This window comes from Celeribacter litoreus (assembly GCF_020165855.1).
GTDB classification, from domain to species: domain Bacteria; phylum Pseudomonadota; class Alphaproteobacteria; order Rhodobacterales; family Rhodobacteraceae; genus Celeribacter; species Celeribacter litoreus.
This window is the reverse complement of sequence record NZ_JAIUFY010000013.1, coordinates 56,329-78,335: the sequence shown is the minus strand read 5'-3', so window position 1 is coordinate 78,335 and position 22,007 is coordinate 56,329. Positions and strand designations below refer to the sequence as shown.

General features: G+C 59.2%; 25 protein-coding genes. 11 read left to right on the top strand and 14 right to left on the bottom strand.

The annotated features are described in order from the left end of the window. The first annotated feature begins 19 nt into the window (after positions 1-19). On the top strand, positions 20-1,936 hold the full coding sequence (locus LA304_RS12420) for an OmpA family protein (protein WP_224503480.1): 1,917 nt from the start codon (positions 20-22) through the stop codon (positions 1,934-1,936). Continuing rightward, positions 1,933-2,259 (top strand): cation:proton antiporter, encoded by a 327-nt coding sequence (locus LA304_RS12415; RefSeq protein WP_224503479.1) that lies wholly within the window; start codon positions 1,933-1,935, stop codon positions 2,257-2,259. The genes LA304_RS12420 and LA304_RS12415 overlap by 4 nt, the downstream gene beginning before the upstream one ends. Positions 2,260-2,394: 135 nt before the next feature. Here LA304_RS12415 and rpiB read toward each other — a convergent pair whose 3' ends face one another. From rpiB to LA304_RS12370, 9 genes are all read right to left on the bottom strand, one after another. Beyond that, positions 2,395-2,832 carry a ribose 5-phosphate isomerase B gene (gene rpiB, locus LA304_RS12410; RefSeq protein WP_224503478.1) on the bottom strand — a complete coding sequence of 146 codons (438 nt, stop codon included), beginning with the start codon at positions 2,830-2,832 and terminating at the stop codon, positions 2,395-2,397. Between the two features lie 34 nt (positions 2,833-2,866). Next, entirely contained in the window at positions 2,867-3,304 is a 438-nt protein-coding gene (locus LA304_RS12405) for a molybdenum cofactor biosynthesis protein MoaE (protein ID WP_224503477.1), read from the bottom strand. 1 nt (position 3,305) lies between these two features. Then, a complete protein-coding gene (gene moaD, locus LA304_RS12400; RefSeq protein WP_224503476.1) occupies positions 3,306-3,557 on the bottom strand; it encodes a molybdopterin converting factor subunit 1 in 252 nt (83 codons plus the stop codon). Continuing rightward, positions 3,547-4,113: a CDP-diacylglycerol--glycerol-3-phosphate 3-phosphatidyltransferase gene (gene pgsA, locus LA304_RS12395; RefSeq protein ID WP_224503475.1), complete on the bottom strand. Its 567-nt coding sequence runs from the start codon at positions 4,111-4,113 to the stop codon at positions 3,547-3,549. The genes moaD and pgsA overlap by 11 nt, the downstream gene beginning before the upstream one ends. A 17-nt stretch (positions 4,114-4,130) precedes the next feature. Further along, on the bottom strand, positions 4,131-6,020 hold the full coding sequence (gene uvrC / locus LA304_RS12390; RefSeq protein WP_224503474.1) for an excinuclease ABC subunit UvrC: 1,890 nt from the start codon (positions 6,018-6,020) through the stop codon (positions 4,131-4,133). Between the two features lie 294 nt (positions 6,021-6,314). Further along, positions 6,315-7,094 carry an SDR family oxidoreductase gene (locus LA304_RS12385; RefSeq protein WP_224503473.1) on the bottom strand — a complete coding sequence of 260 codons (780 nt, stop codon included), beginning with the start codon at positions 7,092-7,094 and terminating at the stop codon, positions 6,315-6,317. Between the two features lie 9 nt (positions 7,095-7,103). After that, positions 7,104-8,057 (bottom strand): calcium/sodium antiporter, encoded by a 954-nt coding sequence (locus tag LA304_RS12380; protein ID WP_224503472.1) that lies wholly within the window; start codon positions 8,055-8,057, stop codon positions 7,104-7,106. Between the two features lie 171 nt (positions 8,058-8,228). Beyond that, a complete protein-coding gene (locus LA304_RS12375; RefSeq protein ID WP_224503471.1) occupies positions 8,229-9,023 on the bottom strand; it encodes a S49 family peptidase in 795 nt (264 codons plus the stop codon). A 74-nt stretch (positions 9,024-9,097) separates the two neighbouring features. Beyond that, on the bottom strand, positions 9,098-10,117 hold the full coding sequence (locus LA304_RS12370) for a zinc ABC transporter substrate-binding protein (protein WP_224503470.1): 1,020 nt from the start codon (positions 10,115-10,117) through the stop codon (positions 9,098-9,100). A 103-nt stretch (positions 10,118-10,220) separates the two neighbouring features. On the opposite strand from LA304_RS12370, the gene LA304_RS12365 reads away from it, so the two are divergent. From LA304_RS12365 to LA304_RS12355, 3 genes are read left to right on the top strand one after another with little or no spacing between them, the layout of a single operon-like run. Continuing rightward, a complete protein-coding gene (locus tag LA304_RS12365; RefSeq protein ID WP_224503469.1) occupies positions 10,221-10,709 on the top strand; it encodes a Fur family transcriptional regulator in 489 nt (162 codons plus the stop codon). Beyond that, positions 10,706-11,458 carry a metal ABC transporter ATP-binding protein gene (locus LA304_RS12360; protein ID WP_224503468.1) on the top strand — a complete coding sequence of 251 codons (753 nt, stop codon included), beginning with the start codon at positions 10,706-10,708 and terminating at the stop codon, positions 11,456-11,458. The genes LA304_RS12365 and LA304_RS12360 overlap by 4 nt, the downstream gene beginning before the upstream one ends. After that, the gene (locus LA304_RS12355) at positions 11,455-12,252 is read left to right on the top strand and encodes a metal ABC transporter permease (protein ID WP_224503467.1); all 798 of its coding nucleotides are present in this window, start codon (positions 11,455-11,457) and stop codon (positions 12,250-12,252) included. Before LA304_RS12360 ends, LA304_RS12355 begins: the two co-directional genes overlap by 4 nt. Positions 12,253-12,261: 9 nt before the next feature. Here LA304_RS12355 and LA304_RS12350 read toward each other — a convergent pair whose 3' ends face one another. Further along, positions 12,262-12,948, bottom strand: coding sequence for a GntR family transcriptional regulator (locus tag LA304_RS12350; RefSeq protein ID WP_224503466.1), 687 nt, complete (start codon positions 12,946-12,948; stop codon positions 12,262-12,264). A 247-nt stretch (positions 12,949-13,195) separates the two neighbouring features. Here LA304_RS12350 and LA304_RS12345 point away from each other — a divergent pair, with 247 nt between their 5' ends. From LA304_RS12345 to hemP, 6 genes are all read left to right on the top strand, one after another. Continuing rightward, positions 13,196-14,170 (top strand): ABC transporter ATP-binding protein, encoded by a 975-nt coding sequence (locus tag LA304_RS12345; protein ID WP_224503465.1) that lies wholly within the window; start codon positions 13,196-13,198, stop codon positions 14,168-14,170. 32 nt (positions 14,171-14,202) lie between these two features. Then, positions 14,203-15,468, top strand: a complete 1,266-nt coding sequence (locus LA304_RS12340; RefSeq protein ID WP_224503464.1) for an ABC transporter substrate-binding protein — start codon at positions 14,203-14,205, stop codon at positions 15,466-15,468. Between the two features lie 83 nt (positions 15,469-15,551). Continuing rightward, complete coding sequence (locus LA304_RS12335) at positions 15,552-16,406, top strand: ABC transporter permease (protein ID WP_224503463.1); 855 nt, start codon at positions 15,552-15,554, stop codon at positions 16,404-16,406. Between the two features lie 2 nt (positions 16,407-16,408). Then, a complete protein-coding gene (locus LA304_RS12330; RefSeq protein ID WP_224503462.1) occupies positions 16,409-17,245 on the top strand; it encodes an ABC transporter permease in 837 nt (278 codons plus the stop codon). A gap of 1 nt (position 17,246) precedes the next feature. Beyond that, positions 17,247-17,891, top strand: a complete 645-nt coding sequence (locus LA304_RS12325) for an aspartate/glutamate racemase family protein (RefSeq protein WP_224503461.1) — start codon at positions 17,247-17,249, stop codon at positions 17,889-17,891. A gap of 300 nt (positions 17,892-18,191) precedes the next feature. Next, a complete protein-coding gene (hemP, locus tag LA304_RS12320) occupies positions 18,192-18,350 on the top strand; it encodes a hemin uptake protein HemP (RefSeq protein ID WP_224503703.1) in 159 nt (52 codons plus the stop codon). Positions 18,351-18,443: 93 nt separating this feature from the next. On the opposite strand, the gene LA304_RS12315 is transcribed toward hemP, so the two are convergent. Genes LA304_RS12315 through LA304_RS12300 form a run of 4 tightly spaced genes read right to left on the bottom strand, consistent with a single transcriptional unit; the run spans position 18,444 to position 21,884 of the window. Continuing rightward, positions 18,444-19,268: a metal ABC transporter permease gene (locus LA304_RS12315; protein WP_224503460.1), complete on the bottom strand. Its 825-nt coding sequence runs from the start codon at positions 19,266-19,268 to the stop codon at positions 18,444-18,446. Then, the gene (locus LA304_RS12310; RefSeq protein WP_224503459.1) at positions 19,265-20,128 is read right to left on the bottom strand and encodes a metal ABC transporter permease; all 864 of its coding nucleotides are present in this window, start codon (positions 20,126-20,128) and stop codon (positions 19,265-19,267) included. Before LA304_RS12310 ends, LA304_RS12315 begins: the two co-directional genes overlap by 4 nt. Then, a complete protein-coding gene (locus tag LA304_RS12305; RefSeq protein ID WP_224503458.1) occupies positions 20,125-20,988 on the bottom strand; it encodes a manganese/iron ABC transporter ATP-binding protein in 864 nt (287 codons plus the stop codon). Before LA304_RS12305 ends, LA304_RS12310 begins: the two co-directional genes overlap by 4 nt. Beyond that, the gene (locus LA304_RS12300) at positions 20,985-21,884 is read right to left on the bottom strand and encodes a metal ABC transporter substrate-binding protein (RefSeq protein WP_224503457.1); all 900 of its coding nucleotides are present in this window, start codon (positions 21,882-21,884) and stop codon (positions 20,985-20,987) included. Before LA304_RS12300 ends, LA304_RS12305 begins: the two co-directional genes overlap by 4 nt. Positions 21,885-22,007: the final 123 nt, after the last annotated feature.

Sequence of the window (22,007 nt, the reverse complement as noted above, 5' to 3'; positions counted from 1 at the left end):
TCCCTCTGCTCATATGAAGATGACGAAATTTCTTCCCGTTTTCGCAGCCATTCTCGCAGGTGCGGTTCTCAGCCTGGCTGGTGCGGCGATTGGCGCTCGTGTGATTGAAAGCACGTCAACGCGAGCAGTCACGAACCAGCTCAAACTTCGCGGCTACGAATTCGTATCGGTCGAAGGCGACGGCCTTCAGATCGTGCTGACCGGCACGGCGCCGGACGAACAAACGCAATTGGCGGCCCAGCGTGCGGCAGGCCATGTTGTCGACCCTGCACGGGTGATCAACGTGATGAGCGTGGTGCAGCAGGATGAAATCCCTGCACCGAAATTCTCGATCGAAATCCTCCGCAACGACAGCGGCATTTCCCTGATCGGCCTGGTCCCCTCCGCGTGGGAACGCGACACTTTCGTAAGAAACCTGCAAAGAGCGGCAGGAAGCAGCTCCGTCGCTGACCTCATGGAACAGGCCGACTATCCGGCTCCCGAAACGTGGGGTGACGCGATGGATTTTGGCGTGACAGCCATTGCGCTCTTGCCGCGGTCTAAAATCTCGCTCGCAGCAGACGAGATCACAGTAACTGCCCTCGCGGACAGCGCCGCGCAAAAGGCGCGTTTCGAGCGCGACCTAGAGCGTGATATCCCCGCGGACGTACCCGTCACCCTCGCCATCACGGCCCCTCGCCCGGTGATCACCCCCTTCACAGCGCGTGTGGTCATCGACGAAGACGGCCCGCGTTTCGACGCCTGCGTCGCGGAAACCGAGACGGGACACGCGCGCCTTCTGGCCGCCGCAAAAGCCATCGGTATCGAGAACCCGACCTGCACGATTGGTTTGGGCTCGCCCTCCGCGCAATGGGCCGCCGCGGTCGAGACAGGGATGCGTGCGCTTCAAGAGCTCGGACAAGGTGCGATCAGCTTTACAGACGGTGAGGTAAACCTCGTCGCTGCGGAAGGCACCTCTGAGGCTGTGTTCGACGAGGTGGTCGCCGAACTGGAGGCCGATCTTCCGCCGAACTTTACTCTGCGCGGCACACTGCCCGAGACCGAAGTCGCAGCGGACGAGGAAGCCATTCCCGAATTCATCGCGATCCGGTCCCCGGAGGGACAGACCCAATTGCGCGGACATATCGCGGATGAACGGAGCAAGCTTGCGACGGAGGCTCTTGCCCGTGCGTCGTTTGGGGCACATACGGTCTACTCCGCCATGCGTGTCGACCCTGAGCTACCAAACGGATGGGCCGCGCGCGCCGTGGCCGCGATTGAGGCGCTTGCGTATCTCAACCATGGCGCCGCCACGATGACGGAAGACAGCATGTTGATCCGTGGCGAGACCTATGATCCCGATTCCAAAGCAAGTATTGCGAGTATGCTGTCTGACAAGCTGGGCGCGACTGCGGAATACACGATTGATGTGACCTACGTGGAACGCATCATTCCGGAGGTTATCATCCCGACCGCTGAGGAATGTGTGGCCAGTGCAAACGCGATCCTTGCGGAGTCCAAGATCACGTTCGATCCGGGATCGACCGATCTGAACAGCGCGGCCAATGCGACGCTTGATGAGATCGCGGATGCACTCAAGGATTGCGAAGATATCGAGATGGAAATCGGCGCGCACAGCGACAGCCAAGGGCGCGAGAGCACCAACCTCTCGCTCTCCAACCAACGCGCCAACTCGGTCCTCGACGGCCTGTTGATGCGCCGCGTGGCGGGCGTCGACTTCACGGCCCGCGGCTATGGTGAGAGCCAGCCGATTGCCTCGAACGAGACCGAGGAAGGCCGCGAAGCAAACCGCCGGATTGAATTCAAACTGGTTGAAGACGAAGAAGAAATCGTGGCACCTGAAGATGCCGAAGCAGCAACCGACGATGCGGAACCCGTGACAGAAGACACGGAAGAAGTCGTCGAAGAGCCCGCAGAAGATGGGGAAACGCAATGAACAGAACTGAATTGATCATCGCGACGGCGGTCGTCCTTTTCATCGCGTTCCTGATGGGATGGTTCGCGCATTGGCTGATCCACCGTTTTGTCCGTGTGGGTCAGGGCGAGATGAGCGATCTCGACAATATGGCGCAGCAATTGCATGAGGCCGAAGAGCTTCGCGATCAGGCAATTGAGTATTATCAGCAGCGCGAAGCAGAGCTGACCAATCAGGCGAACCAGACCGAAGCAGAGCTGCGTGCGGCGATGGACGGGTTGCGTGAAGCGCGTCAGGAAGCCGAAGAATTGCGCGCCTATATCGAACGCGCGAACGCAGACTAAGCCTTCGTTTTTGACTGTCGGCAAAGTGTCGGACTTTTGTCGGACACCTGTCGGACTTTTTGTCGGGCACAGCGGTGCTGGTGCCCTCCGCCGCCGAACCTAATCGCGGCGGCGAAGGGTCATTTCAGAGATAAATTACTCGATCATATCCACGCGGGTGGCGTGGCGGCCGCCTTCGAATTCGGCGGTCAGGAATGCTTCCACGATGCTGAGAGCGAGACCTTCGCCAACAACACGCGCGCCAATGGAGAGAATGTTCGCATCGTTGTGCTGACGGATCATAGCGGCGGAGAAAGTGTCGGAGCAAACGCCACAACGGACGCCCGGAACTTTGTTCGCGGCCATCATGATGCCTTGGCCCGTGCCGCAGAGGATGATCCCGAGGGCGCAGTCACCGGAGGCCACGCGTTCGGCTGCAGCTTTTCCATGGACAGGGTAATGGGTGCTTTCCGGCGTGGTCGGGCCGATATCGACGGCTTCAAAGCCCATCTCGGTGATGTGTTTTGCAATCGCCTGACGCAGGTCGATGGCGGCGTGGTCGCTCGAGAGCACGATACGTGTTTTGGCAGACATTAGGGTATCTCGTGTTGGTGTCAGGTGTGGTGGCTTACCACCGGTTCAAAGCGTCTTCATCGGCGTCTTTCGCCGCGACCCAATCCGCGCCGTCACGTGTGACTTCCTTCTTCCAGAAGGGCGCGCGGGATTTCAGGTAATCCATGAGAAATTCGGCGGCAGCGAAGGCCTCTGCCCGATGACGTGCCGCGGTGGCGACCATCATGATCTGATCGCCGGGCTTGAGGGCGCCGTAGCGGTGGATGACGAGGCAGTCCGTGAGGGACCAACGCGTCGCGGCCTCCTCTGCAATCTTCTTAATCGCGGCTTCGCACATGCCGGGGTAGTGCTCAATCTCCATGTATTCGAGCGTGCCAGTGTCATCACGCACGAGGCCCGTAAAGCTCACGGTCGCGCCGGTGTTCGGCGCTTTACCAAAGCCACCCAAGACCTGCGCGAGATCGAAATCGTCTGATTGAACGGAGATCTTCATCTCAGCCGCCCGTCATCGGCGGGAAGAACGCAACTTCGCGCACGCCGTCCAGAGGGGCGTCGAAGTCCATGAGTTCTTGGTCGAGCGCCACGCGCAGGGATTTCAGGTCGGAAAAGGCGAGGTCGTAGCGTTCCTCGCGGGCTTTCAGTTCATCAACCAGCGCCTGAACGGTCGCGGCCTCCGTTTCGACCGTCTCACGCGGGAGGCCGATCCGTTCGCGGACCCAAGCGAAATAGAGGACCTCAATCTTCATGGTGATCCCTCAGATAGGGCATGGCTTTGGAGAGGTAATCCCAACCCGTAATCACCGTGAGCGCACCTGCGACCCAGAAGATCAGAAGCCCGAGCGTGAACAACGGTGCAGCGCCCGTCGCGCCGTAGCCGAACAGAATCGCGATGGAGGTCATCTGTGCGGTCGTCTTCCACTTGGCGAGTTTTGTCACCTTGAGCGTGCCTGCCGTATCGCCGAGGAATTCGCGCAGGCCGGACACAAAGGTCTCGCGCAGCAGGATAAACGCCGCGGGAATCACGATCAGCGCGTTGGTGCCGTGGAGCATCGTCAGCACCGCAATCGCGGTCACAACCATCGCCTTATCCGCGATCGGATCGAGCATCGCGCCGAATTTCGACATCTGGTCCCATTTGCGGGCGAGGTAGCCGTCGATGAAATCGGTCAGCGACGCCGCGATGAACAGGATCAGCGCAACCCAATCCGCGAACGGGCGCGGAAGGATGAGAAACACGAGCGCAACACCCGGCGCGCAAAGCAACCGGAAGATGGTCAGGATATTAGGCAGGTTCCAAGTCATACCCACCTCTTACCCTGTCATCCATTCTCATGGAAGAAGTCGTAGATGGTCTGCGCGACTTTCTCGGAAATTCCCTCGACGGCCTTGAGATCGGCCACGTTGGCGCCGGAGACGGCCTTGGACGACCCGAAATGGGCGAGAAGCGCGCGTTTGCGGCTCGCCCCGATGCCCGGAACTTCGTCGAGTTTTGTGATCCCCATCGCTTTGGAGCGCTTGGCGCGGTGCGTGCCGATGGCGAACCGGTGCGCCTCATCCCGCAGACGTTGGATGAAATAGAGCACCGGATCGTTGCGGCGCAGCGCCATGGGACGCGCGCCTTTGCGGTGGAACTCTTCCTTGCCCTGATCGCGGTCGATGCCCTTGGCTACGCCGATCATGGGGACATCTGTGACTTCGAACTGGCTCATGATCTCATGCACGGCAGAGACCTGCCCTGCGCCGCCGTCAATGAGCAGCAAATCGGGCCAAAGACCCTTGGAGCGGTCGGGGTCCTCTTTGACGAGACGTTTAAACCGCCGCGTGAGCACCTCTTTCATCATGCCGAAGTCATCGCCCGGCGTGATTTCATCGCCGCGAATGTCGTATTTGCGATACTGGTTCTTCATGAACCCTTCGGGACCGGCAACGATCATCGCACCGACGGCATGGGCGCCCTGAATGTGGGAGTTGTCGTAGACCTCGATCCGTTCCGGCACGCGCGGCAGGTCGAACGCCTCCTTGAGACCTTCGAGCAATTTGGCCTGCGTCGCGCTCTCCGACATTTTGCGTCCGAGGCTTTCCCGCGCGTTGCGGGTGGCGGACGCGACGAGCTCGACCTTTTCCCCGCGCTGCGGGACGATGATCTCGACCTTCTTTCCGGCTTTCTCGGAGAGGGCCTCCGCCATCAATTCCCGCTCCTCGATGTCGTGGGAGAGGATCAATTGCCGTGGCGGTTCGCGGTTCTCATAGAACTGGCCGATAAAGCCGCTAAGCACCTCTTCGGCCTCCGCGCCCGTCGTGCGGGGGTAGAAATCTTTGTTCCCCCAGTTCTGATGCGCGCGAATAAAGAAGACCTGCACACAGGCCTGCCCGTTCTCCATGTGGAGGCCGATGACATCGCCCTCGCCCACCGTGCGCGGGTTGATCCCCTGCGCGGTCTGCACCTGTGTCAGCGCGCGGATACGGTCGCGGAGCGCGGCGGCTTTTTCGAACTCCATCTCGTCCGAAGCTTCCTGCATTTCGAGCGCGAGCCGTTCCTGCAGGTTGGAGTGTTGGCCTTTCAGAAACCGCTCCGCCTCATCCACGAGTGCGGCATAGTCCGCCTTCGAGATGTGGCCGACGCAAGGCGCGGTGCAGCGTTTGATTTGGTATTGGAGACAGGGGCGCGTGCGGCTCGCAAAATCGGCATCCGAACAGTTGCGGAGCAGGAACACTTTTTGAAGCTGGTTCAGTGTCCGGTTCACCGAGCTCGCCGACGCAAACGGGCCGAAGTAGGCACCTTTGCGTTTGCGTGCGCCGCGGTGTTTGGTGATCTGCGGAAACTCGTGATCGTGGGTTACGAGGATATTCGGAAAACTTTTGTCGTCGCGCAGGAGCACGTTGTAGCGCGGCTTCAGCTGCTTGATCAGGTTCTGCTCGAGCAGAAGCGCCTCAGTTTCCGTGCGCGTCGTCAGGAACATCATCTGGGAGGTTTCGGAAATCATCTTCGCGATGCGAGGCGTATGACCCGAAACACGCGCATAGTTGGAGACGCGGTTTTTGAGGTTCTTCGCCTTGCCGACGTAGAGGACATTATGCTCCGGATCGAGCATCCGATAGACGCCCGGAGAGCCGTCAAGCTGCTTCACATAGGCCTCAATCACCCGATGGCCACGGGGCACATCGGATGCAGGTGCAGCATTTTCGGAGTGATCGTTGAGATCCGTCATCGTCTACCTTCTGATTCCCCTTGGGCCTGCAATCTTAGCCAACTCAGGGCAAGAGAAAACTCATCCACTGAATTTGTGGATAACTTTAAGGATAAGTTTTCGTGAACCTGTTAGTTGCCCTATTTTCGTGGCGGATTACCGTATTGCCTAAAAATGGGGCGAAAAAATAACTACTTGATTTTAAATAGTATTTTTTTGACCATCCGCCAAATCATTGAATTTATTTACATTTTAGTAACAATGATAAAGCGCCTCTCAGCCCCGTGCACAACTTTCGCCAAAACTGCCCTAGCGTCACTCCTGCACGTTGATATCTGCGGTCTCCCACGCGAGGTGCTGACCACCATCCACGCAGAGCATTTGACCCGTCACAGAGGGCGCAGACGCGAGGTACAGGAGGGCCGCACAGACATCCGCAGGATCTGCGCCTCGCTGCAGCAGTGTGGCCTGTTGCTGCGCGGTAAAATCTTCTTCGGACTGTCGGTCGCCCTGGAGGGTCGGGCCGGGGCCGATGCCGTTTACACGCACAGCCGGCGCCAATGACTGGGCCGCCGTCCGGGTAAACGTCCACAAAGCTGACTTGGCCAAGGTGTAAGACATGAATTGCGGGGTCAGCTTGTGCACCCTCTGATCAATCATGTTCACGACGAGCGCTTGCGCGACCAACCGGTCATCCGGTCCGGAGAGCGGCGCGGGAGCCTGTTTGGCGAAGGCCTGTGTCAGTAGGACGGGCGCGTGCAGGTTGCTCTGCATGTGACGGTGCCAACTCTCGCCCGTGATACTTCCGAGTGCGTCCTCCTCAAAGATCGACGCATTATTGACGAGAAGCGTTAGTCGGCCGTCCAGAGCTTCGGACGCCCGCGCGACCACAGACTCGGTCTCTGCGTCATTCAGCAGGTCAGCTTGGATAACCGCGGCTTTATTGCCCATCGCGCGGATGCGCTCTGCGACCTCCTCGGCCTCGTCCACCGACCCGTTGCAGTGCACGGCCACGTCATAGCCCGCTTCGCCCAATGACAGAGCCATAGCACGACCCAACCGGCGCGCCGCGCCAGTGACCAAAGCCTTTTTCATGAAGCCTCCTCAGCTCAGAACAGCAAGAATGTAGAGGAGATATAGGGCGGAAAGCACAACACCCCAAAGACGGGTGATGTCGATCCGTTTGAGAACGAAAATGCTGAGGAGAAGAGAAGCCGCGAGCATGACCCAAATGTCGAACTGCATCAGTTCGGCATCGACCGGCAACTGACCAACGAGACTCGACACGCCGATGATTCCGAGCAGGTTGAACATGTTCGACCCGATCACGTTGCCGAAGGCCACATCGGCTTGCTTGCGCAGGGCGGCCATAACGGTCGTTGCGAGTTCGGGCAGAGAGGTGCCCAGCGCGACAAGTGTGAGGCCGATCACGGTATCCGAGACGCCAAAGGCCCGCGCGATATTCGTGGAGGACTCGACGAGGATCTCCGCGCCGAGAGGCAAGCCGATGAGACCGAGGGCAAGGAAGAGCATAATCTTCCACCACGGCATCTCCGGATCGGCGCCTTCAATGTCCTCTTCGCCCTCGGCTGCGCTGTCCATCGCGGCGGAGCGGTGGCATCGCGCGCTGTAGACCGCATGGACCAGCATCGCCGCCAGTGCGATCAACAGGATGACACCGGCAATCCAGTCAAAGGTGCCGCGCATCGCGAGCAGAATAAAGAGCACCGTCGCGCCGATCATTTGCAGGAACGAGGCGCGCGTCGAGTTGTCGATGACATGAAGCGTCGAAATCAGTGCAGGAATGCCAAGCACCAAGAGGATGTTGGCCGTGTTGGAGCCGATCACGTTGCCGAGCGCGAGACCCGGCACACCTTCGTGAATGGCGGAGACAGAGATCAGCAGTTCCGGCGCGGAGGTGCCGAAAGCGACGATTGTCAGAGAGACGATCAGGGCCGGCACACCGAGACGTAGGGACAGGTTCACCGCGCCACGAACGAGCACATCACCTGCAACGAGCAGCAGCAGAAGCCCCGCGATGGCATAGACGAAATCCATTAGGGTTTCCCCTTTTTACATGGGCACGGCCCCTTACCGATACGATAGCGCCCGCATTTGGGGCATTTCATATCGTGTAGTTTCTGCTGGCCTGGAAAACGCCACCGCCCGAAGAGCGCGAGCACCATCATAAAGGCCAGAAATATGAAGATGACTTTGAACAGCATGTCTTCAGAGCCCGAACCGAGCCCAGAGCGCCTGCTCTTCGACATGACCTGTCAGTCCGGTCGCCAATTCCGCGCCGAACCGTTTGAAGAGGGACTTCTTCGGCCCGTAGACCGAGAAACGCACCTTATCACCGTAGATGTCTTTCATCGTGGGGACCAGATGGCCGATCTCGTCGGCCAGACCGAGGTCGACACCGGTCGCACCCGTCCAGAACGCGCCATCGAACAGCTCGATGTCCTGCGTAAGACGATCTCCGCGCGATGCAGTGACATGGTTGATGAAGGATTTGTGGATTTCTTCCTGTAGCCCTTTGATCCGCACCACGTCCTCGGGGTTTTCGGGGCTAAAGGGATCCAGCTGGCTCTTGGATTTGCCGGACGTGTAAACGCGGCGCTGAATGCCGTGCTTGGCGATAAATTCATCAAGACCGAACCCCGCCGAAATCACGCCGATGGAGCCGACAATGGAGCTTTGATCGACGTAAATCTTCTCCGCAGCGCAGGCGAGCCAGTAGCCGCCGGACGCGGCCACGTCTTCGACGAAAGCAAACACCGGAAGGTCTTTTTCCTCAGCGAGGCGCTTGATCCGCGCGGCAATCAAGGAGGACTGAACCGGCGAACCACCCGGTGAATTGATCGAAAGGGCGACCGCGGCGGGCTTTCCCTTTCGAAACGCTTTCTCGATCGTCGGCGCCAGAGACTGGTCGTTCAACGATCCCTGACGGGTCATGATCGCACCGTTGAGGCGGATGACATTGACCCGCGGGGGCGAGTTTCGGAATGGGATGCGCAAGCTCATGCCATGGGATGTAAAGCGCGCACCCCCGACAAACAAGGGCAGCCCCCCTCACCCCAGGGCATTTATTTTCGGGATTATTCCGACTGACAGGACAGGAACGCTTTGGCCATGTCGTCGATCAATGCGCCGTAAAAGCCCGGCCCCGCCTCAAGTCCGACACCGAGGGGATCAATCACGGTAGTGTTGGCCTCCGTCCCGTCGAGAACGGTTTCAACAATGCCCGCATTGAATTGCGGTTCGGCAAAGACGCAGGTCACATCATAGTCCGCGATTGTCTCCTGAATTTCGCGGAGGCGCGCGGGGCTCGGGGAGGTGGCGTCGCTCAGAGAGAGCGCGCCCTCGGCAGTGAGGCCAAAGCGATTTTCAAAATACTGATAGGCGTCGTGGAAGACGATGAATTTGAGGCCAGAGATCGGGGTGAGTTGCTCCGCGATTGCCTCAACGCGGGCCTCCAGTTCGGCCTGAGCTGCCGTCGCGTTCTGTGCGTAGGTCTCGGCGTTTTCCGGATCGAGGGCAGACAGCTCTGCCGCAATCACTCCGAGCCAAGCGTGGCCATTCATCGGGTCGAGCCAGACGTGCCCGTCGAACGCCTCGTCGTGCGCGTGATCATCCTCGTGGTCATCGTGCTCATCATGATCATCATGATCATCGTGATCATCATGGTCGTCATGACCCTCGTCGCGGTGATTGTCATCATGGTCGTCGTGGTCATCCTCGCCGTGATCATGCCCTTCGAAATGCGCGCCTTCGCGGGTCTCGAGGATCAGAGTGCCTTCTGCCAATGCCAGCGGCACCGAAACCGCGTCCGGCGCGACCTTCTCGATCATCTCTTCCAGCCACGGTTCGATCTGCGGCCCCGTCCAGAACACAACATCCGCAGACTGCAACGCACGCGCCTCCGACGGGCGGAGCGAGTATCCGTGAGGCGACGTCCCCTGCGGCATCAGGGCAGACGGTTCACCGAGTTCCCCCATGACCTGTGCCACGAGCGACTGAATCGGCGCCATGTCTGTGACGACGCGCGGCACCTCTGCGAAGGCAACTGACGCCCCAAGCGAAACAGACAGGGAAATGAGGGATGTGCGGAGGAACATAGATGAGCCTTCAATATTGTTATGTTATTACATGATGGGCTTGTTATACGTCATAGTATAACATATCAAGTGCATCTGAGAATTTTCTGCGAGCGAGGCGAGCATGATCCCGAACCCGATCGGATTTGAGAAACACGATCATAGCCATTGCGTGCAGGACGCAGTGGCGGCTGCGGACAAGAAGTGCCGCAATGCGGGCGTGCAACTCACACCGGTTAGAAAGCGCGCGCTCGAAATCCTGCTCGAAGAACACCGCGCCCTCGGGGCGTATGATGTCCTCGCGCGTCTCAACGAGGACGGCTACGGAAGCCAGCCGCCCGTTGCCTATCGTGCCCTAGATTTTCTCACGAAACATGGCTTCGTCCATAAGATCGAGCGCCTGAACGCCTTTGTTGCCTGCGCCCATCCGGGCGAGCGGCACACGCCCGCGTTCCTGATCTGCACGGAATGCCATGTCGTCGCGGAGGCGGAAACGGAACACTCGGATAGCCTCATGGGGCAGATCGCCGAGACGACCGGTTTCCGGATCACACGCGCTGTGCTCGAAGCGGAGGGTATCTGCCCGAACTGTCTCGCGAAGGAAACCGCATGAGTCTGATCACTGTGGAAGACGTCACCGTGCGCCTCGGCGGGCGAATGGTGCTTGATGATGTGTCCTTGACCCTAGAAGAGGGAGAGATCGTCACCATTGTCGGTCCGAACGGGTCAGGAAAATCGACGCTTCTACGTACGCTGATCGGGGCGGTTCCGCCGAACGAGGGCAAGGTGACGCGCAAGCGTGGCCTGAAGATCGGCTATGTCCCCCAGAAATTGCATATCGACCCGACGCTGCCGCTCACGGTGCGCCGGTTTCTGTCGCTCCCCAAATGGGTCGATGACGACGCGGCCCATGCCGCCCTCGAAGAAGCGGGCGCAGGACACCTCTGCAATCACCAGATGACCGACCTCTCCGGTGGGCAATTCCAGCGGGCGCTTCTTGCCCGCGCCCTTCTGACGAAACCCGATCTGCTGATCCTCGATGAGGCGACACAGGGACTCGACCAACCCGGATCTGCGGATTTCTACGGGCAGATTGAAAAACTGCGTCAGGACAGAGGGATGGCCGTCCTGATGGTGTCGCACGAGTTGCACGTCGTTATGGCGACCTCTGATCGAGTGATTTGTCTGAACGGGCATGTGTGCTGTCACGGCGCGCCGGAGCATGTGGCCTCCGCGCCGGAATACCGTGCGCTGTTCGGGTCCGGCACACATGGGGCCTTGGCGCTCTATCGGCACGAACATACCCATGAGCATTGCGATCATGACCACAACCATCCCCACAGCCATGAGGAACATGCATGACCCTTCTGGATGATTTCATGGTGCGCGCCATCCTCGCAGGTCTGGGCGTCGTGGTCGCGGCTGCGCCGCTCGGCTGTTTCGTGGTCTGGCGCCGGATGGCGTATTTTGGCGATGCAACCGCACACGCCGCGATCCTTGGCGTGGCTTTGGCATTGGCCTTCAACATCTCGATATTTGCCGGAGTTCTGGCGATTGCGCTTGTGATGGCGCTCACCGTTTCCTCGCTGTCGGGCAAGGGCTTTGCGATGGATACGTTGCTAGGCGTCATGGCCCACAGTTCACTGGCCTTCGGTCTCGTCGCGGTATCTTTCGTGCCTGGCGTGCGCGTCGATCTGATGGCCTATCTGTTTGGCGACATTCTCGCCGTTGGGCGCGCCGATTTGTTGGTGATCTGGGTCGGGGCCGCTCTTGTGATGGGGTTGCTCTACTGGCGGTGGTCGGCGCTCCTTACGGCGACGCTCAATCCTGACCTCGCGATTGCGTCCGGCCTCTCGCCGCGGAAGGAGCAGATCATCCTCTCGCTCGCCCTCGCGCTCGTCGTGTCCGTCGCGATCAAGGTGGTGGGCACGCTTCTCATCGCAGCGCTTCTACTGATCCCCGCCGCGAGCGCCCGCCCTTTTGCGCGGACGCCGGAGCGGATGGCGGTGATCGCCACGCTCATCGGCATCGCCGCAGTGTGCGGCGGGGTCGAGGGCGCATATGTTTTCGACACGCCAACAGGCCCGACTATCGTCACCGTCGCTGCGCTGATGTTTGTGCTGACGAATTTGGTGCAAACGCTGCGGAAAGGCTGACTCCGAAGGTCAGGTAAGCGCGTCTTTCAGGGATTTTGCGACGGACGGCTGATCGCGCAGATCGAGAGACGTGAGCAGATCGAGCAAATGGTGCTTCATCAGTTCCTCTGCGGCTTTCCCATCGTGACGTGCCATCGCTTTGATCAGCGCATCGTGCGCGTGGCTCTCGCAGAGTGCGGCGCGACGCTGCCAATAGAGAGCGATAATCAAAGAAGAGCGGGAGACGAGCTGCGCAATAAAGTCTGCGACCGTGCTCTGGTCCGCAATGCGCGCCATCTCAATGTGGAACATACCAGACAAGTGGAGGGCGCGGCCGGTGTCGCCCTGTTCAAGCGCTGCGTGCTCTTCGTCGATGTGTCTTTGCAGGATTTCGATGTCTTCAGGCGTCGCGCGTTCTGCGGCGGAGTGCGCGGTCCGAGGCTCGAGCAACGCACGCGCTTCGAACACCTCACGGGCCTCTTTCACGGTCGGCTGCGCGACAAAGGCGCCGCGGTTGCGTTTGAGTTCGACGAGACGGTCATGGGACAGCTGCTGAAGGGCGGCACGGACAACCGTGCGGCTCACGCCATAGATCTCGCCAACCTCATCTTCATTGAGCTTCATTCCTGGAGAGAGGCGGTGTTCGTGAATCGCAACGGCCAAACTCTCTGCGACGCGTGCGCTGCCGCTTTCTTTTTGTTCTGCGAGACCCGACATCACTTTTCCTTCTTCTTCTCTTTCTTTTCTTTTCCTCGCCGCGCGTGATTCTCAAGACTTTGTGAGAAAATTAATTGTCCACAAAGTTGTATACAAAAATAGCGCATAAATAATGCACTCTTATGTACAAACTGCACAAAGGAGAGGCAAATGCAGTTCGATCAACGTCAGGACCGCAAAAAAACTTCTTACTTTTGAAAAATGCAGACAGCGTAATGACAGAAACGTACGAACTCACAGGTGTCCCATGAGCTCCGCACTCGATCTTGAACTGGTCAACCTTACCAAGCGGTACGGTGACACTGTCGCTGTCGACAAAATTAATTATCGTTTTAAAAACGGTACTTACGTCTGTCTTCTGGGGCCTTCGGGCTGCGGTAAATCCACGACTCTCCGGATGATCGCAGGGCACGAGACGGTGTCGGACGGCTCCATTACACTTGACGGGTTCGATATTTCGCATTTGCCGCCCGCAAAGCGTGGCACCGCGATGATGTTCCAGAGTTACGCACTCTTTCCGCACCTGAATGTGCGCGACAATGTGAGTTTCTCCCTCAAAATGAAGGGGATTGATAAGGCAGAGCGTCATAAAGCGGCACAAGAGATGCTCGAACTCGTTCACATGACCGATTTCGCAGATCGCCTGCCTGCACAGCTTTCCGGCGGTCAGCAGCAGCGTGTGGCTCTTGCCCGCGCACTCGTGACGAAGCCGCGCGTGCTTCTCCTCGATGAACCGCTCTCCGCGCTCGACCCGTTCCTCCGCATCAAAGTGCGTGCGGAACTGAAGCGCCTCCAGCGCGAACTGGGCATCACCTTCCTGCACGTGACCCACGGTCAGGACGAGGCCCTCGCCCTCGCCGACGAGATCGTTGTGATGAACAACTCAGTGATCGAACAAGCCGGTGCCGCCCGCGACGTGTGGAATGCACCGAAAACCGAATTCGTGGCGCGCTTTATGGGCGGCCACAACGTCATCTCGCTCGACGGGTCAAAAGTGGCCTTGCGGGCGGATGAGGTTCTCCTCGGCGACGCGGGTCTTTCCGCGACCGTGACCTCTGTCGAATATCAGGGCGCGCATGTCGCCATGACTTCGATGACCGAAGCGGGCGAGGAAGTTCTCGCGCTCGTTCCCGAGAGCACCTTCTTCTCCAATCCTAAGAATCCGGGCGATGCCGTGAGCCTCTCCTGGGACGAGGGGCGGCTACACCGCCTCCAAGCGTAATTCAAACTGACCAACAATAAGGGACTTCGACTATGTCTAAAATGCGTTACAGCCGTCGTGCTGTGCTCAAAGGTGGCGCTGCCGCTGCTGCTGCCTCTGCCCTTCCGGCCCCGATGGTCTGGGCTCAGGAGATCAAGGATATCACCCTGCGCCAGTTCGGCACCGGTGTGTCGAACCTCAACGACGTCGCAACGAAGGTGAAAGAAGATCTCGGCTTCACACTCGAGATGACGGCTCTCGACTCCGACTCCGTGACCCAGCGTGCGGCCACCCAGCCGGACAGCTTCGACATCGCCGACATCGAATACTGGATCTGTAAGAAAGTCTGGCCGACCGGCAACCTTCAGGCCATGGACGTGTCGAAGATCGCCAACTACGACAAAATCGTCGGTATCTTCAAAGACGGCAAACTGACCCCGGAAAGCGTTATCGCTCAGGGCACCGCGCCGCACACCGTTGGCTTCGTCGAAGGCGAAGGCTCCAGCACCTTCGCGACCGAGCAGACCAACTGGATGACCCTCATCCCGACGATCTACAACGCAGACACCCTCGGCATCCGTCCGGACCTCATCGGCCGTCCGATCGAATCCTGGACCGAACTGCTGAACCCGGAGTTCAAAGGCAAAGCCTCCATCCTCGACATCTCCTCCATCGGCATCATGGACATGGCTATGGTTTGCGAAGCCATGGGCGAAATCCAGTATGGCGATAAAGGCAACATGACCCGCGAAGAGATCGACAAGACCTTCGCGATCTTCACCGAAGCCAAGAAGAACGGCCAGTTCCGCGCCTTCTGGAAAACTTTTGACGAATCCGTGAACCTCATGGCTTCCGGCGAAGTCGTGATCCAGTCCATGTGGTCCCCGGCCATCACCGCTGTGAAATCCCGCGGTATTCCGTGTGTCTACCAGCCGCTCAAAGAGGGCTATCGTTCCTGGGGTGGCGGCATCGGCCTCTCCGCGAACCTCTCCGGCATGGAGCTCGACGCAGCCTACGAATACATCAACTGGTACCTCTCCGGTTGGGTTGGCGGCTACCTGATGCGTCAGGGCTACTACTCCGCTGTTCCGGAAACTTCCAAAGACTACATGACCGAGAACGAGTGGGGCTACTGGTTCGAGGGCAAAGAGTCCACCGACGTGATCACCTCGCCGACCGGCGACGTGCTTGCTCAGGCTGGCGAAACCCGCGATGGCGGTTCGTTCTACGACCGCATGGGTTCCGTGGCTTGCTGGAACGCTGTCATGGACGAGAACCAGTACATGGTTCGTAAATGGAACGAGTTCATCGCTGCCTGATGAACCCAAACGCCCGGGCCTTTCCCCCCTTCTTGTAGGCCCGGGCGCCTTTCCTTCTCCACTTTCCGCTCGGACGAGAAGCTATGCTGAAGAACCGCCACATTCAGGGTTGGCTACAGGCCTCCCCGCTGACACTGGTCCTGTTGGGCTTTCTGATCCTGCCGATCATCACAATCGTTGTGGTGAGCTTCTGGCAGGCAACCGAGTTTTCGATCATTCCCGCGTTCTCGTTCGAAAACTACGAGTTCCTCTTCGGCTCTCCCGTCACCTACAAAGTCTTCTTTGCGACGTTCAAATACGCGTTCATCACGTGGGCCATGACGCTCGCGATCGGGTTTACCGTCGCCTACTACCTCGCGTTTCACATCCGGAGCCAAACGCTCCAGATCGCGCTGTTCCTGCTCTGCACCATCCCGTTCTGGACCTCGAACATCATCCGCATGATTTCGTGGATTCCGTTCCTCGGACGCAACGGCATCGCGAACTCCGCGCTGCAATCGTGGGGCATCATCGACCAGCCGCTTGAATGGCTGCTCTACTCAGACTTCTCCGTCATTCTGGCGTTCGTGCACCTCTACACGCTCTTCATGGTCGTGCCGATCTTCAACACCATGACACGGATCGACCACAGCCTGATCGAGGCCGCCCGCGACAACGGTGCAAGTGGCTTCCAGACCCTTGTCCACGTGATCCTGCCGCTGACCAAGCCGGGCATCATGATTGGCACCATCTTCGTACTGACCCTCGTGATGGGTGACTTCATCACCGTGCGGTTTATGTCCGGCTCTCAGAAAGCCAACGTGGGGCGTCTGATCTCCAATGACATCAGCCTGCTGCAATACCCGTCCGCTGCCGCCACCGCCGTTATCCTCCTGATCACTGTGTTGATCGTGATCGGCATCCTCTTGCGCTTCGTCGATATCCGGAAGGAGCTTTGATCATGGAAAAGCGACCCAAGTCCTTTTACGTCCTCACCGGTTTCTTCGCGCTGTTCATCCTCTTTCTCTACGGCCCGACGCTCACCATCGGCATCCTGTCCTTTCAGGGGCCGGGCGGCGGCCTGACCTTCCCGATGCGGGGTGTGTCGCTGAACTGGTTCCACGAGTTGTTCCAAGAGCAAGCTGTTGGTGACATCTGGGGCGCATTCCGGCGCTCTCTGATGCTCGGCCTCATGGTCATGGTGACGACGGTTGTGGTCTCCGTTATGGGCGGTTTTGCGTTCCGCAAACGCTTCTACGGATCCGGCATCCTGTTCTATCTGATCATCGCCTCGCTCGTGATCCCGTCGATCCTGATCTCGCTCGGCGTCGGCCTCATCTTCAACCAGTTCGGGATGAAGATTCACTGGGCGACCTCCGGTTTCGGATCGCAGCTCACATGGACACTGCCCTTCGGTCTCCTGATCATGTTCGCCGTGTTCAACCGTTTCGACAAATCCTTCGAGGAAGCCGCCCGCGACCAAGGGGCCTCTCCGTGGCAGACGGTGCGCCACGTGGTGCTTCCCATCATCGCGCCCTCTCTCATCGGTGTCGGCCTTTTCGGCTTCACACTCTCCTACGACGAATTCGCACGGACGCTTTTGACGGCTGGCTCCTACAACACGCTGCCGCTCGAAATCTTCGGGATGACGACCAACGTGACCACGCCGGTGATCTATGCACTCGGTACGATGACCACGCTGTTCTCGCTCTTGATCATTGGCGCGTTTCTCCTCACCGTCTGGATCATGGGCAAGCGCCGTGCGCGGTTCGGTTCAGACGCTGGCAAAGGTGTCTAACGTGAAAATCGCGTTCCTGAACCCCAACTCGACCGCACAAATGACAGAGAGTGTGGTCGAGACGGCGCGGCACGTCCTGCCAGACGCAGAGATCATCGGATGGACCAACACGAGCGGTCCACCGGCGATTCAGGGCCCAGAAGATGGCGATGCCGCGCTGCCGGGATTGCGGAGCTTTCTCCCCAAGGCTGCAGACGAAGACATCGACGTGCTCGTCATCGCCTGTTTCGATGACACGGGGCTGGAAGAACTGCGCGCGACTGCATCCTGCCCCGTGATCGGGATCGGCCAATCCGCCTATGTCATGGCCCAGTTGAAGGGGCAGAGTTACGGGGTCGTCACCACGATGCCGGACTCCGTGCCCGTCATTGAGGACAATATAACGCGTCTCGGCTTTCAGGCCGGATGCCTCGGGGTCAAACCGTCGGGCATTCCCGTTCTGGAGGTTGAGGAAGGGAGCCCAGAAACGCTCGCTCACCTTTCCGACGAGATTGCAGCGATGACGGACCGCGGCGCGCATGCGATCATTCTCGGGTGTGCAGGCATGTCCGCCCATCACGCGGCGTTGTCAGAGAAGAGCGCTGTGCCGTTGATCGACGGCGTGCGCGCAGCGGCAGCGCTCGCCCAAGCACTCCTTCTATCCTGACCCACAAACAGCATTTATCTCAGGCGGCTCTGCGAACGCATGAGCCGTCGTGAGCGTGTGCATTAACCGCCTAACCACGCAGTGGATTTTCATCGCAACATAAAGTTGACAAAAAAAGTAGGCTTAATTATCCATTGGACATCGCCCGCCAGCGGACGATTCACGCACGACGCATAACCCTCGGCAAGCAAAGGCCTCTCGGCCCAGCCAGTCATGGTTCACCCTGAACAACAACGACCGCCTCACCTCAAAGAGGAGGCCAGAGTGACGAACGATAACGACGAAACACGAGAGGCCAAAATGAACGCACTTACGCCCGCCTTCGCCGGAACCGAACAGCTTCCCCCCGTCAACGCCCGCAGCCTGATCGCGGATGGCAGCACCCGTCTCATCGATCTCGACGGCCAGATTTATACGCTCCGCATTACCCGCGCGGGCAAGCTCATCCTGACCAAATGAAGACGCTCTCGAACAGACCACAGCGCGCCCGCCGCCTTGAAGACGTGGTGGACGCGTTGCGATTTATCTCCTCCCTCGGGACTTACGGCTAAGTCACGCAGTGGATCGCACCTGACGTGTCTTGCGCACGAACGCTGCGAGAAATACCGTCGTCTGCACCAGAACGATGGTGGGGGCTGGCGCGCTGTCGATGAAGAAGCTGAGATAGACCCCGCCGAACATCGTCACGAGATTGACGATCACAGCGACGACCAGCATCGACTTGAGTTCCCTGACCAGAAGAAACGCAATCGCGCCGGGTGAAATCAACAGCGCGACGGCGAGGATCAGACCCGTCGCCGACAGGGTTGAGACAATCGTCAGGGAGAGAGCAGTCAGCAATCCGTAATGGAGCATCTTCACCCGCAAACCGGATGCCTGCGCCTGAATCGGATCGAAAGCGTGGAGCATCAGGTCTTTCCACGAGAGCAACAGTCCGAGTGAGACGACGAGGGCGATGGATCCGGCGAGCCAAAGGTCTTGCGCCCCGACCCCGAGCATATTCCCAAACAGGATATGGTCGAGATGGACGTCAGAGGTGATCGCACTGAACAGAACGATCCCAAGGCCAAACATCCCTGAGAACACCACACCCATCACCGTGTCCTGTTTGACACGGCTGTTGGCGGACAGGTAGCCCGTGGCGAGTGAGGACAGCATTCCGGCGCAGAAGGCTCCGATAATGAGCGGCACCCCGAGGATATAGGCGAGCACAACGCCGGGCAGGATCGCGTGGCTCACCGCGTCGCCCATGAGGGCCCATCCCTTAAGGACCAGAAAGCAGGAGAGCAGCGCGGTCGGCACGGCGATGATGGCCACGATCCAGAAGGCGTTCTGCATAAAGGCGAACTGGAACGGCAGCAGAAGCTCGGCGATCATTGAAGGCCTCCTTCGCGCAGCGCAGCCTTGGCCTTCGCCCGTGCCGCGAGTGTCCCGTGTTTGGGTGCCCAGACGAAGGCGATCAGGAAGATCAGCGTTTGCAGGCACACGATGATGCCGCCGGTCGCCCCGTCGAGGAAGTAGCTGAGATAGGCGCCGACAAAGCTCGTCACCGTGCCGATCGTGCAGGACGTGAGAATAAGGCGAGGAAATCGATCGCAGAGCAGGTAGGCGGTCGCCCCCGGCGTCACGACCATCGCAACGACAAGGAACGCGCCGACTGTTTGCATCGCGGCGACGACCGACGCGGAGAGCAGGACGAAGAAGAGGGCTTTGAGGCGGCTCGGGGAGAGGCCGATGGAGCGCGCATGATTTTCGTCGAAAAAGACAACCATCAGATCTTTCCACTTCGCCAAGAGCAGCACGAGAGAAACGACACCAATAATGACGAGTTGCAGCGTGTCTTCCGGCGCGATGGCGAGGATGTTCCCCATCGTGATGCTTTGCACCGAGATTGACATCGGATTGAGCGAGACCATGAAGAGGCCCAATCCGAAGAAGGACGTGAAGATCAGACCAATGACAACGTCGATCTTGAGGCCAGATCGCTCAGACAGAAAGAGCATCGCGGCCGCGGCCAACCCGCCCGAGAGAAAAGCGCCGAGCGCGAAGGGCAACCCGAGCATATACGCCCCTGCAACGCCCGGCACGACACTATGCGACAGCGCGTCTCCGATGAGAGACCAGCCTTTGAGCATGAGATATGAGGACAGAAAGGCGCAGACCCCACCGACGAGGGCGGATACCCACATGGCGTTCGTCATGTAGCCATAGGTGAACGGCTCAAACAGGACACTCATTCCGGCTGATCCGCCAATTGCGCCTTGCCGCCGTAATGCACGAGGGGGCGTTCGTCATCGGTGTAGATCGTCACCTGCTTCTCGGGATCGCCCCCGTTGCGCCGCATGTCTCCGAGGGTCAGTTGACGCAGGACACCGCCGAAGGTCAGTTCGAGGTTCTCGCGGGTAAAGGTGGTCTCCGTCGGTCCCGACCCGATCACCGTGCCTTTGATAAGCACGGTCCGGTCGCAGAATTCCGGCACTGATCCGAGGTTGTGGGTCGAGACGAGCATCACACGCCCCTCATCCCGCAACTCGCGCAACAGGGTGATGATCTGCGCCTCAGTTTGGACATCGACGCCGGTGAACGGTTCGTCGAGCAGGATCACTTGCCCGTCCTGCGCGAGAGCGCGGGCGAGAAACACGCGCTTCTTTTGGCCTCCAGACAATTCGCCGATCTGGCGTTTGCGATATTCGAGCATGTTGACGCGGGAAAGCGCCGCGTCGACTGCCTCGTGATCTTGTTTCGACGCGCGCCTGAGAAAGCCCATTTTGCCATAGCGGCCCATCATCACCACGTCTTCGACCAGCACAGGGAAGGACCAATCAACCTCTTCGGATTGCGGAACATAGGCGATCAAGTTGCGCTTGAGCGCCTCACGAACGCTCATTCCGAGCAGCTGGATTTGTCCCTTGGCCAGCGGCACGAAGCCCATGATCGCCTTAAACAGCGTGGATTTCCCCGCCCCGTTCACACCGACCAGAGCCGTCACCGTCCCGCGCGGAATCTCGAAACTCGCCGCGCGCAGGGCGGTGTGGCCGTTCCGATAAGTAACCGTCACGTCGTGGACGGCGATGCCTCCGGAATGATCTTGGGTCATTGGGATATCCCTGCAGTCAGACCTTCGGAAATTGTCTGGGTCGTCACGCGTAGAAGGTCGAGATAGGAGGGCACGGGACCATCGTCTTTCGAGAGGCTGTCCACATAAAGCACCCCCCCAAATGTCGCGCCGGTTTCGCGCGCGACCTGCTCCGCAGGTGCGCTATTCACCGTGCTCTCGCAAAAGACCGTCGGGATGTCGTTCTCTTTGACGCCATCAATCACCGCCCGCACCTGTTGCGGCGTGCCCATACGGTCGGAATTCATCGGCCAGAGATACAACTCCTGCAACCCGAGATCGCGCGCAAGGTAAGAGAACGCCCCCTCGCAGGTCACAAGCCACCTCTGCCCCTCCGGCACATCGCCGAGCGCAGCGCGCAGCGGTTCGATGGCAGCGCGGAGCGTCGCTTTGTAGGTCTCCGCGTTGTCCGCATAAGTCGCTGCATTGTCGGGATCGTGGGTGCTCAACGCCGCTTCGATATTGTCGATGTAGATCATCGCGTTTTCGAGCCCCATCCACGCGTGCGGGTTGGGCTTTCCATCATAGCTCCCGCCGTCGATCGAAATCGGGTCGATACCATCGGTAAGCGTTGCGGAAGGAATGTCTTTGAGATTGGCGAGAAACTGTTCGAACCAAAGTTCGAGGTTCAATCCGTTCCACAGCAGCAGGTCGGCATCTTGCGCTCCGACGATATCGCGCGGGGTGGGCTCATAGCCGTGAATCTCGGCGCCGGGTTTGGTGATCGACACAACGTCTGCGGCATCACCGGCGACGTTCTGCGCCATATCGGCGAGGACAGTGAACGTTGTCACGACCTTCAGCCGATCTTCCTCCGCAAAAGCAGGCGCGGTTGTCGCACCAAGCGCGACGAGCAGGAGCGAGCGGAGAGATTTCATAGCGGTGGAGGCCCTTTTCAAGTGATCTTTCCCAATCGGTAGATGTAAATGATAATCATTCGCAACTAAAATTCGAGTGATGGCGGGTGAATTTGCCCCCTTTATGAAGCGAGGGCTCAATTC